This is a genomic window from Acetobacter thailandicus (assembly GCF_011516655.1).
GTDB lineage: Bacteria > Pseudomonadota > Alphaproteobacteria > Acetobacterales > Acetobacteraceae > Acetobacter > Acetobacter thailandicus.
In genome coordinates this window covers 1-10,712 of record NZ_WOSV01000019.1, presented here as the reverse complement: position 1 = coordinate 10,712, position 10,712 = coordinate 1, and the positions used below count along the sequence as shown (strand labels likewise).

Genomic DNA, 10,712 nt, shown 5'->3' with positions numbered 1-10,712 from the left:
GCGGCATCGGGACAGTGTCAGCATTCACTGGAGCCGGGATGATGTGGGTGACCGGGACGGGCTGGTGAAGCGGCTGTCGCGTGAGCGGCTGAAGGATACCACGCTGGATTACCTGCATGACCGGGCTGAGGATGCCGGGTTCGCGCAGCGGCGCGGTCTTGATGTCCCCGCGAGCGGGATCGTGGTGGCGCGCGGCAAGGCTGTCTCAGGCCTTCGACAGGAGAGGCAGAGCGAAGTGACCCATGGGTCTGAGCCTGCACCGGCAGAGCAGAAACGCGGGATGTTTGACGGGCTGGAGCTGTCCGTGGGGTCTGCTCGTCGCATCAGAGAAAAAGACGTGCCGGACGGGACGGAGGCTGAGGTCAGTAAGGGGAGTGGCGGAGTTGAGCGTGAGGCTCCTGTTTCACCCTTTGCGGGGCTGCAGCTGCGGTCTGTGAAGCGCGGGAAGGAGCCATCCCTGCCGGACGGGTTTGTGCCTGGGCGTGATCCTCTGCATCAGGCGGTGGAGCGGTATGCGCGGGCCATGATGGATGCTGAGCGCATGGTGCGTCAGGAGCTGCCTTTACTGGAGTATCAGAAGAAGGCGCTGTCTGAGGCTGTACGGGATCTGGAGCGGGTCCGGCCTGGCGGGGAAGCGGATATGAGGGCTGCGCTGAAGCATCAGCCGGACATCGGGCAGGTGCTGCATGGTCTGGAAGGTCCGGCGCGGGCGCGCAAACTGGTTGAGGGGCTTGAGCATGAGGAGAGGGTGCGCAGGAGCCCGGATCTGCGTGCTGAGCGGTTTGTGAAGGCGTGGGAGGGTCTGAGCCGCGAGCAGCAGGGTGTGGCACTGAAGGATCTGAAGCGGGATACACAGCTTGCGTCCACCCTGCGGGAGAAAAGCCGTGAACTGGGGATCAGAAAGGGATCAGCGCTCGATCACGCTTTACATACGCCTCAGCGGGAGCATTCTCTCTCGCGCTCCAGATCGCGGGATCGGGGATGGGATATGGGGATGTAATCTTCTTGAGGCGGATAGTATTTATGTGTATTATTTACTCAGGAGATACACATTATGCGAACCAACATCATTATTGATGATACCCTTATGACAGATGCCCTGAGGGCATCAGGCGTTAAAACCAAGAAGGAAGCGGTTGAACTCGGGTTGCGGATGCTGATCAGGCTGAAGCAGCAGCGGGAACTCCGCACTTTGCGTGGAAAGTTCGACTGGCAGGGTGACCTCGATGCTATGCGTTCTGACGCATGATTCTGGTCGATTCATCGGTCTGGATCGATTTTTTCCGGGGTACGGTTACGCCACAGGCTGAGGTTCTGGATCGTCTTCTGGGAGAAGAGCCTGTCGCTATCGGGGATCTGATGATGACGGAAGTTCTTCAGGGTTTTTCCAGCGAGCGGGATTTCAACAAGGCGCGGAGACTGCTTGGCGCTCTGGATCTGGTTGAGATCGGAGGACGTGATGTCATGATCGAGGCAGCACGGTATTTCCGTGACCTGCGCGCCAGAGGCATTACCATCCGCAAGACCATTGATACCCTGATTGCCACACGGTGTATCGTAAGCGGGTATCGGCTTCTTTACAGTGACCGGGACTTTGATCCGTTTGTGACACATCTGGGGCTTGAGCGGGTTGTCTGATTTTGGGGTGGTTAAGAGTATGCAGAAAAAAGAAGGCGTCTGATGTCAGAGGAAGGTTCGGCGCAGCGCGCGTTTGATGATCTGCTTGCTGAAATATCGGTGCTCCGGCGCAGTGTGGAAGCGCTGCCGCAGGCATGGCGGGAGAACCGGCCGCCGGATTATACGGAGGATCTGGCCCGCGTTGTGAAGGCCATGAATACGGTCGGCACACATATGGAGGCGATTGAGGCCAGTCCGACACTGAAAATGACGCCGCAGGCCTATGGGAAGGGAATACGGGAGGCCGGGCTTGCTGTCAGTCAGGAGATGCAGGCAGCCTTTGAGAAAGCGATAGCTGAGGTTCAGGGAGAGCGTCAGGAGCTTGCTCATATTATTGGCCACTCCCGTCATCAGGATCGTCAGAGCTGGTGGTTACTGTGTGTTGGGCTGGTGTGTTTTGTGGTGGGGCTTGGGGCATCCCCGGTTCTGACTTCGCTTTTACCCTCTTCTGTCGGAACGCGGGTGGCGTCCTTTATTGTGGGGGAAGAAGATCGCTGGCACTCGGGGGCCATGATGATGGAAATCGATAATCCCGAAGGATGGCAGCAGGTTATTCAGGCGAGCCAGCTGGTTGAGGCCAACAAAGACAGGATTACAGCCTGTCAGAAAGCAGCGTCATCTCTGGAAAAAGGTCAGAAAAACTGTCAGATTACTGTTCAGGCCAGACAGGAATGATCTGTCTGCGTGTCAGATTTGATATCCCGCAGGAATTCATCCGGGGTTGTCTCGACGTAGACTGCCTGAAATTCGAGTCGTCCGGAAAGCATTGGGAACATGAACAATTAGAGAACAAAGCGAACTGCAACTGTAGTGCTAGGTATTCTTCCCATAATTCCACCACATTCAAACCGAAAAGAGGATATTTCCTGTAATTTCGGTTGTTACAGGAACCACAACCGTATCAAGAAGATGTTCAACAAGCTAAAGAAGTTTTGATGCATCGCCACGCGTTATGACAAAACAAGATGATCGAAAAACGATCTTCTCAACCTAATCACCATGATCGCTGAAGGTTATCTCAATTCCTAATGGCTCAGTCACAATAAATAAGATAATCAATCAATTGAGAAAAAACATATTTGGCCCGGAGGCATAGTCATGAGTGAGCAGGAAATGTTAAACAGCACGCATGAAGAAGACGTCGACGGCTTGGATGTTTTAGAGCAGGCTAGCGGCCGCATAGACACGAATGTTGTACCCCCATGGGATCCGGGGAAAATTCGGATTACAACCATGAACTTCACATTACGTGAGATTTTTTCCCAAATCGAGGAAAAAGATATCGACTTGTCGCCTGACTTCCAGCGTGAATACGTTTGGAAAGAACGTCAGAAAACGCGTCTTATCGAATCGATTTTACTTGGCATACCCTTGCCAGCCTTTTATTTTAACCAGTCGAATACCGGTGACTATCAAGTGGTCGACGGTGTCCAACGCCTTTCAACCGTCGCCCTATTTATGCGTGGTGAACATCGCTTATCGGGAAACGATCTCGAGTATCTTTCCGATTTAAACGATCTGACTTTCATAGAATTAGATCCTCCCTCTATCCGAAGATTTAAAAGCGCTCAGATCGTCGTGCATGTGATTGAGCCGCAAACCCCTGACGAGGTCAAATACGACATCTTTAACCGTGTTAACACACTAGGCAGTCCTCTATCGGCGCAAGAAATACGGCACGCAATGAGCGGACCCCGTTCGCGCGCATTTCTTAAAGAATTGTCGGAAAGTAACGTTTTTGACCTGGCAACGGAACGATTTTACTGGAAAAAGACCAGTGAACTCGGCTCAGTTCGCAACAGTGGACGTATGTCAAACCGAGAGTTGGTGCTACGCTTCTGCGCTTTCCGTGAGAGCTCGATAGAGCATTATCGTAGTTTTCCAAGCCTCGATTCTTTTCTTGTAAACTTCTTAAAATGGATCGACGCGCCAGAGCATGCTGAAAATACCGAGAACCATTTAGTTAGGCTGGCAAGAGATTTCGAACGCGCTATGATCGCGGCGAACAAAATTCTTGGTTCAGCCGCCTTCAGACGCTCGGTAAACAAGGGAAACCGCCGTGGGCCGATTAATCGTGCTGTCTTCGAAGCGCAAGCAAATGCGCTCGCCGATTACAAGTTACAAGAATTGATGCCTTTTCAGCGTGATATTTCAAAAGCTTTCCAAGATGCGTTTTATGACCCTGAATACGTACGAGCGGTGACCGTAAGTACGGGCGATCCTTATCGTGTTGCATATCGTTTAACGCGCACACGCGAGATTCTAAAGGAGGTGCTAAAACGATGATTAATGGCATTACGATTGACGGCTTCAAACGCTTTGCGAGTGCCAGTTTCGAAATGGGGCCGCTTACCCTTCTCACGGGACTCAACGGTTCGGGTAAGACATCGTTGCTCCAGGCTCTCCTTCTAGCCAAAGAGGCTTCGACCACAAGCGGCACCTCGCTTAGCTTGAATGGCCCGTTCAACCTTCAACTGGGCACGGCAGAAGATGTGTTGAATTGGAGAAGCTCGAGCCCTATTGGTATTTCATTTGAGTTTCCAGAACGTCTTTCTGTTGAATGGAAGTTTTTGGTGTCGTCGGAAGAAGCTCTTTTTCTCGATATAGCCTCACGACCCGACAACCTTCCTTTTGCCCTGTCGGGCAGGCCGCGAGCGTTCAGCTATCTCAGCGCAGAGCGACTGGGTCCGCGAGCATTCACTGAGATGTCACCCCTTCCCGATGCCGAACTTGAGGTGGGAATCAACGGCGAGTTCTGTGCCCATATCCTCAGTTCACTTGGAAACAGGGTAATCGGTTCAGTCGATCGGTCTCACCCATTGTACACAAATGCAACTCCTCGTCTGCTTAAGTACGAGGTGGAGCAGTGGCTGAGCGAAATTACACGCCCTATCGAAGTAGATGGAAGGCAGGCGGGAGGGGCGGCCGTAGTGGAGTTGACCTTCAGGACTGGTGGGTCGAACTGGGTCAAAGCCACAAACATGGGATTTGGCATAACCTATGCCCTCCCAATCGTATTGGCGGGATTGATCGCTGAAAATGATGGCATTCTTTTGATCGAGAACCCAGAAGCCCACCTCCATCCCGCCGGACAATCACAAATGGGCGTCTTTCTAGCGTGGCTAGCTGGGCGTGGCGTTCAGGTAATTGTTGAAACCCATTCTGATCATGTAGTGAACGGAATCCGTAGGGCAATCGCTGAGCACGCCTACCTAGACGCTTCCTCAACTTTTGTGCATTGGTTCGGTAACGATGGAACTAATCTCGACGAATTAACGCATAACACCTTGTCGATAAATGAGATAGGCAGCTTTTCGGATTGGCCAAGTGGCTTCTTCGATCAGTACCAGATCGATGTCTCCGCTCTCGGGCGCATTAGACGCAGGACACGCTGATGTCGTTCATTGTTAATGGTGCGGACTGGGACTTCAACAATATACTTCCGAAGGAAGTAGCCGCCCTGATTGAGAAGGCTCTGGCGTTCATAGCAACATCGAGCGAGCGCGACGAAGAGGTCGCCGTAGGCGATGATTTTCAGACTAGGCCCATGTGCGGCACCTTAACTTTGTGGGATCTCTTCTCGCCAAACGGACCTCTTTGGCCGCACCGCGAACTCTCGGAGGAACTCGTGGCATGGCTTAGCAAAGCGCCTAGGTACGCCGACGCATATTCTTGGCCGATCGGATTTGAGGGCAACGCCGTTTCGGTTGCGGGCAGCCCTGCTCAACTGAATACAGAAATTGAATGGGTGCACTTCGCGGTTCTGGAAAAAAAACCCGTGGCATGTTTTACGCTTGGAGATGCCAAGATAGTCAGCACTACAACGCTCACAGAAAGTACCTTAGTCCACTTCGTCTCGGATGAGATGAGTCGGAAGACGTTCTGGCGTGACGCCATAGTGCTCGTTGGAGATGATCTTAAAGATCTTCAGTTCTATGCATCTCATGCTTATCCAAATTTGTACTTTGTTGACAACGTTATTAATAACGCAGCCAAATTAGTGGGCGGCTATAATGCTTTGCGAGATCGGGTAAAAAATGCACTGGCAGTACTTGACGATTGGGGGGAGTGGATTTTCAAACATCCGCCACCTGCGATAAAACCATCAGAAAGACAACAATCAGATCCTGATACCCTACCTAATAAGCAAATTATCCAGCGTAGGTTAACTGCCATGAAACTTGAAGCAGCACCGGAGAACCCCAACGTTCGATGTAAACGGGTTTCTCGGGAAGCGAGGGAGACCGTGCTTAGCGGGAAAGTCCTTTATTGTGAGTGGCATATTAAGCTTGAACCTCACCAGAATCGTATCCACTTTCATGCACCGGTTTCTGTAAGCGACAATAAGGTAGTGATAGGCATGATTGATAAGCACCTGCCGCTGCCTTAACAAACCTCTTTTTCTATCTATTTTGATATTTGAGCAGGAAAAAAGTGGGCCATTCTAGGCTCAGGACTCATTCTTTAAGATAGAATGATGAAACTTGCTGCGATGTGGATTGCAGACATGAAAGTATGAGCGCAGCGGTCGTATCGTGTTGCCACGCGTCGCCAGTCTTTGAGCTTTGCGAACATGTTTTCGATCAGATGGCGTTTTTTATACGCATGCCAGTCGTAAGGCGGCTTGAATTTCCGGTTCTTTTTCGGGGGATAGTGTTGAAAAAGTCGCGCTTGCTTTGAGAGTGAAGCACTGATTCACTCTTCGCAGGAGGAACCTGCAAATGATGGGTGATCGAACAAAAATACAGGAGGCACTGTTCTACGAGTTCCGTCTTGAAGATCATGTGCCAGCTGGCCACCTTTTGCGTTCAATTGATCGCTTTGTCGATCTGGATGGCCTGCGTGAGCATCTTCGCCCATTTTACAGCGGCACGGGGCGGCCTTCAATCGATCCCGAGCTGATCATCAGGATGTTAATCGTTGGCTACGTGATGGGTATTCGGTCCGAGCGACGGCTATGTGAAGAAGTCCATCTTAACCTGGCCTACCGGTGGTTCTGTGGCCTTGGTCTCAACGGCCCTGTGCCTGATCATTCGACATTCTCGAAAAACCGGCACGGACGCTTCCGGGAGAGTGATCTGCTTCGCCAAATGTTCGAAATGACCGTCCGGCAGTGCATCGCCAAGGGACTGGTAGGCGGTGAAGGCTTTGCGGTCGATGCCAGCACGATCAAGGCCGACGCCAATCGGCAGCGCAGTGTTCCGAGCCCTGATAAACTGCCGATCGAGGCAGCCCAACGTGCTGTGCGTGAGTATTTCTCGGTGCTGGACGATGCTGCATTTGGGTCTGCTACGCCCGTGCAACCAAAATATATCTCTCCGGTCGATCCTGCGGCACGTTGGAACGCTGCAAGCGGTGGCCTTGCTTATTATGCCTACTGCACAAATTACCTCATCGACCTTAAATCGGCTGTCATCATGGATGTAGAAACCACGACAGCCATCCGGCAGGCCGAGGTTACGGCGCAACGCAGAATGATAGAGCGTACGCAGGAAACATTTGGAATATGGCCCGAAAGGCTTGCTGCGGATACAGCTTATGGATCCGCTGAAAATCTTGCGTGGCTGGTTCATGAGCGTGGCATCGAACCTCACATTCCGGTCTTCGACAAATCTGCCCGGCAGGACGGGACTTTCGAACGTCGAGATTTCACATATGACCACGTGCACGATCTTTACGTCTGTCCTGGAGGACAGGAACTGAAGCAGCAGTGGCGCAAGATCAACTCGGATCAACCAAATGCCTCTCCCGACAACCTACTTCGATATCGTTCGTCGAAACTGGCGTGCGACGTATGCACTCTCAAACCAAAATGCTGCCCCAATCAGCCCAATCGTAAGGTTCTGCGCTCTATTCATGAAGGCGCTCGTGATATGGCCCGCGACATTGCTTTAACCGACGCCTATATTATCTCCAGACGAGAACGAAAGAAGGTCGAAATGCTGTTTGCTCACCTCAAGCGCATTTTGAAGATCGATCGGTTGAGGCTCAGAGGACCAAACGGCGCCCGTGATGAGTTCCATCTCGCCGCAGCTGCCCAAAATCTCCGCAAAATGGCGAAACTGATACCTCCCGGAGCGCCTGCCTTATCCACCTGAGGCAAGAAAGCTGCACTTATGTCGAAGTGGCTTGGCAACACTTTCACTCTTCACCTTGAGTTTTTCAACACTATCGGGGGAATACAGACTGTGATGTTGCGCTCTGTGAGAGACTGCCTGATTGTATCACTATCATAGCCTCTGTCCCCAATGACCTCTTTTGTCTCACCGGGCAGATCTGCCAGAAGCACGTCTGCGCCTTTGAAGTCACTGACCGTCGCATATAGCATGAAGTTTTGAGTTCAGACCGCCTTTTGTTCGTCCGATATGGCGGGGAAAAGCCCTTTTTTAAGCAGAGAGGCTGCCGTTCTGTGTGCTTTGAGATGTGTGGCATCGATCATCAGACGCTTCGAACGGCCCGCCTGTTCTGCCAGGGCTGTAAAGATCCTGTCAAAGACACCCAGGCGGCTCCAGCGAATGAAGCGATTATATAAGGTCTTGTGCGGGCCATACGCTTTTGGAGCATCTCTCCACTGAAGCCCGTTGCGGATCACATAAACGATCCCGCTCAGAACACGCCGGTCATCCACGCGGGGCACGTCACACGCCGTGCGTCAGAGGAAAAAATGGCTCAATCCGCTCCATCTGACGTTCAGACAACAAAAAATACATCACTCACAGGCTCACCTCCATCAGTAAGCCTGTGAAGCACAATATCTCGCTCAGTTCAATCAATTAACAGGTCCTGAGCCTAGGAGCAGACAGGCGGCTTACGCCCTCTTGGCAGACGAGAGTTCGCAATTTTGCTTGGCCTAAAAGCGGACGTGTCGTGTTGCGCACAAAGACTGATTTTTTCTAAATTGAAGCACCCAAATTTGACACAATTGACTTGGACGGCAACATTCAGGGAACCGTCAACAGACTGCACTATGTTCGATACTCTCAAACAACTCCCAAAATTCATAAAGGTAAAAATTAAAAATGCCAATAAAAAATATTTATAACCCATTAAAGATACACTCGATTCTATATATTGAGTGGAAGAGGCCACATATTAGTAATTTTCTTAAAAAAATTAATATAAATAAATTTACCTGGATATTTAGATTTATGGCGTTTTTTGTATTAGTTCTATCTGCTTTGTATTTATATGAAAAGAATTCGATATTTCTTTACTTTCAAGTTCCGCTTCAGGCTATAATGTATATATCTTTGGTTTTAGGAATAGAAGCGGAAGCAAGCGAAGAATTCATAAAAGAAGATCATATAAAAAAATTTTCGAAATGGTTAACTGCGAGGTTAGACTTTATTTATGTTAACTTAGGAATTGCTTCTGCTATAATTTTGTTTATCCAGAGCGAAGGCGCAAAAATATACCCATTTGTTTTATTGACTTCAAAATTTTCTTTGGTATCAGCTTTTTCTCTCAGATCTGCTAAATCATTTATTGACCTCCGCGAGAGCCCCAGTCCGTTCGCCTCAAGAGACCAAAGTAATAAAAGGATAGTGATTAGCGATTACATATCGGCCGATACAAGTTGTTCAGATCCAGGCACTAAAAATCGTCACGAACCGTCGAATTAAGACAAAAAGAAGTGAGCTAAGAGGTCTACTTTCCACAGCCTAAGCCTGAAATCGGACGCTCCGCTCTCCCCCCCATTTCTTTCATTCAAATTAGCTTGAACCAAATAGTCTATAGTCTAATTAGGGCAACCTGAAACCACGGTGTATCAAGGGTCGCATCGTGGTTTTTCTGGAAGGGTTTAAATGGGATAGCGGGGGTCATACCTGTTCACCGGAGTGACGTGCAGAGCCAGAAGATTCCCCAGAGCATCGTCCGTCACGTAATACCGTAACGGATCAGACCATTGAACAGCTTTCGCAGCTCATGATGGCGTTGTTCCGTATCTCCCTTCATAAGAAGGAGATACGGAACAATCAGAGACCGCTCTTCATCACTGATATCAGACGGATATGATTAACGCGGATTATTCATCCATCTGTTCTGCAATGCTCACCAAAGAAAGTACATAACATCCTCAAAACATTTTCTGTCATATTATTTTTACGAATAACCGTTTGTAAGTCATAGATATAATTACGGGTTAAATGACAATTTTTGACAGGAAATGATGTTTGCGGCATATTGTCATTTAATCGAACGTATAAGTGACAAGACTACAGATGCTCATAGGATATACACGGATCTCGAAAGCAGATGGCTCGCAGGTAACTGACTTGCAATATGATGCTTTGATTGATGCCGGTGTCGAAGCAGAAGCAATTTACGAGGATCGGGCTTCTGGCAAGCAGGAAGATCGTGTTGGTCTGGCTAATTGTCTGAAAGCACTGCGACCGGGAGATGTTCTGGTTGTTTGGAAGTTGGATCGCCTTGGGCGCAATCTTCATCACCTGATTAATACCGTACATGACCTGACCCGACGAGGTATCGGACTAAAGGTGTTGAGCGGCCATGGTGCAACCATTGACACGACAACCCCGGCGGGAAAACTGGTGTTTGGAATTTTTGCGGCACTTGCCGAATTTGAGAGAGAATTGATCACTGAAAGAACAATAGCAGGGCTTGCCTCGGCGCGGGCACGAGGCCGAAAAGGGGGGCGTCCTTTTAAAATGACCCCCTCGAAAGTGCGCCTGGCTTTAGCTGCAATGGGTCAGGCAGAAACGAAGATATCTGACCTTTGTAAAGAATTAGGCATCACACGCCAGACGCTCTACAGACATGTATCCCCCAACGGAGAATTGCGACCGGATGGAAAGAAAATTCTAAAGGGTGTTATGCACTTTGGGTGAGCAGTCTGGCTGCATTTTTCAGCATGAAATTTGCGAAGGCTATGGTGTATATCCCGCTTTCATCCAGCGCCGGGCTTGCTGGTAAACAGCAGCCTACGGAGGAAAATCGTTCGGCATCGCCTGCCACGCAATACCGTAACGGATTACATAACAAAAACCGTTAAGCAGCTCCCGCAGCTCATAATG

General features: G+C 50.1%; 9 protein-coding genes and 4 pseudogenes. 10 read left to right on the top strand and 3 right to left on the bottom strand.

Annotation, left to right across the window (positions count from 1 at the left end; all coding sequences use genetic code 11):
- The 7 genes and pseudogenes from GOB58_RS12365 to GOB58_RS12335 all read left to right on the top strand — a co-directional run.
- Positions 1–1,000 (top strand): annotated as a pseudogene (locus GOB58_RS12365) (Ti-type conjugative transfer relaxase TraA); the annotation flags it as partial.
- 54 nt (positions 1,001–1,054) lie between these two features.
- The gene (locus tag GOB58_RS12360) at positions 1,055–1,249 is read left to right on the top strand and encodes a type II toxin-antitoxin system VapB family antitoxin (RefSeq protein ID WP_173560392.1); all 195 of its coding nucleotides are present in this window, start codon (positions 1,055–1,057) and stop codon (positions 1,247–1,249) included.
- The gene (gene vapC, locus GOB58_RS12355; RefSeq protein ID WP_173560391.1) at positions 1,246–1,638 is read left to right on the top strand and encodes a type II toxin-antitoxin system VapC family toxin; all 393 of its coding nucleotides are present in this window, start codon (positions 1,246–1,248) and stop codon (positions 1,636–1,638) included. The genes GOB58_RS12360 and vapC overlap by 4 nt, the downstream gene beginning before the upstream one ends.
- A 42-nt stretch (positions 1,639–1,680) precedes the next feature.
- The gene (locus tag GOB58_RS12350; protein ID WP_173560390.1) at positions 1,681–2,352 is read left to right on the top strand and encodes a DUF6118 family protein; all 672 of its coding nucleotides are present in this window, start codon (positions 1,681–1,683) and stop codon (positions 2,350–2,352) included.
- 423 nt (positions 2,353–2,775) lie between these two features.
- Positions 2,776–3,963: a DUF262 domain-containing protein gene (locus GOB58_RS12345; RefSeq protein ID WP_173560389.1), complete on the top strand. Its 1,188-nt coding sequence runs from the start codon at positions 2,776–2,778 to the stop codon at positions 3,961–3,963.
- Positions 3,960–5,072, top strand: coding sequence for a DUF3696 domain-containing protein (locus tag GOB58_RS12340; RefSeq protein ID WP_173560388.1), 1,113 nt, complete (start codon positions 3,960–3,962; stop codon positions 5,070–5,072). Before GOB58_RS12345 ends, GOB58_RS12340 begins: the two co-directional genes overlap by 4 nt.
- The gene (locus tag GOB58_RS12335; protein ID WP_173560387.1) at positions 5,072–6,067 is read left to right on the top strand and encodes a hypothetical protein; all 996 of its coding nucleotides are present in this window, start codon (positions 5,072–5,074) and stop codon (positions 6,065–6,067) included. The genes GOB58_RS12340 and GOB58_RS12335 overlap by 1 nt, the downstream gene beginning before the upstream one ends.
- 74 nt (positions 6,068–6,141) lie before the next feature.
- On the opposite strand, the pseudogene GOB58_RS12330 reads toward GOB58_RS12335, so the two are convergent.
- Positions 6,142–6,327 (bottom strand): annotated as a pseudogene (locus GOB58_RS12330) (transposase); the annotation flags it as partial.
- 71 nt (positions 6,328–6,398) lie between these two features.
- On the opposite strand from GOB58_RS12330, the gene GOB58_RS12325 reads away from it, so the two are divergent.
- Positions 6,399–7,775 (top strand): IS1182-like element ISGdi16 family transposase, encoded by a 1,377-nt coding sequence (locus GOB58_RS12325; protein ID WP_173560386.1) that lies wholly within the window; start codon positions 6,399–6,401, stop codon positions 7,773–7,775.
- 77 nt (positions 7,776–7,852) lie between these two features.
- Here GOB58_RS12325 and GOB58_RS13155 read toward each other — a convergent pair.
- Positions 7,853–8,387: pseudogene (locus GOB58_RS13155) on the bottom strand (IS5 family transposase); the annotation flags it as partial.
- 438 nt (positions 8,388–8,825) lie between these two features.
- On the opposite strand from GOB58_RS13155, the gene GOB58_RS12315 reads away from it, so the two are divergent.
- A complete protein-coding gene (locus GOB58_RS12315) occupies positions 8,826–9,299 on the top strand; it encodes a hypothetical protein (RefSeq protein ID WP_173560385.1) in 474 nt (157 codons plus the stop codon).
- 262 nt (positions 9,300–9,561) lie between these two features.
- On the opposite strand, the pseudogene GOB58_RS13405 reads toward GOB58_RS12315, so the two are convergent.
- A pseudogene (locus tag GOB58_RS13405) lies at positions 9,562–9,678 on the bottom strand (IS5/IS1182 family transposase); the annotation flags it as partial.
- A gap of 221 nt (positions 9,679–9,899) precedes the next feature.
- On the opposite strand from GOB58_RS13405, the gene GOB58_RS12310 reads away from it, so the two are divergent.
- Positions 9,900–10,526, top strand: coding sequence for a recombinase family protein (locus GOB58_RS12310; RefSeq protein ID WP_173560384.1), 627 nt, complete (start codon positions 9,900–9,902; stop codon positions 10,524–10,526).
- Positions 10,527–10,712: the final 186 nt, after the last annotated feature.

Excerpts from the sequence above, each read along its gene's own strand:
- GOB58_RS12335 (WP_173560387.1), top strand. The coding sequence starts at position 5,072 with ATGTCGTTCATTGTTAATGGTGCGGACTGGGACTTCAACAATATACTT.
- vapC (WP_173560391.1), top strand. The coding sequence starts at position 1,246 with ATGATTCTGGTCGATTCATCGGTCTGGATCGATTTTTTCCGGGGTACG.
- GOB58_RS12310 (WP_173560384.1), top strand. The coding sequence starts at position 9,900 with ATGCTCATAGGATATACACGGATCTCGAAAGCAGATGGCTCGCAGGTA.
- GOB58_RS12315 (WP_173560385.1), top strand. The coding sequence starts at position 8,826 with ATGGCGTTTTTTGTATTAGTTCTATCTGCTTTGTATTTATATGAAAAG.
- GOB58_RS12340 (WP_173560388.1), top strand. The coding sequence starts at position 3,960 with ATGATTAATGGCATTACGATTGACGGCTTCAAACGCTTTGCGAGTGCC.
- GOB58_RS12360 (WP_173560392.1), top strand. The coding sequence starts at position 1,055 with ATGCGAACCAACATCATTATTGATGATACCCTTATGACAGATGCCCTG.
- GOB58_RS12325 (WP_173560386.1), top strand. The coding sequence starts at position 6,399 with ATGATGGGTGATCGAACAAAAATACAGGAGGCACTGTTCTACGAGTTC.
- GOB58_RS12350 (WP_173560390.1), top strand. The coding sequence starts at position 1,681 with ATGTCAGAGGAAGGTTCGGCGCAGCGCGCGTTTGATGATCTGCTTGCT.
- GOB58_RS12345 (WP_173560389.1), top strand. The coding sequence starts at position 2,776 with ATGAGTGAGCAGGAAATGTTAAACAGCACGCATGAAGAAGACGTCGAC.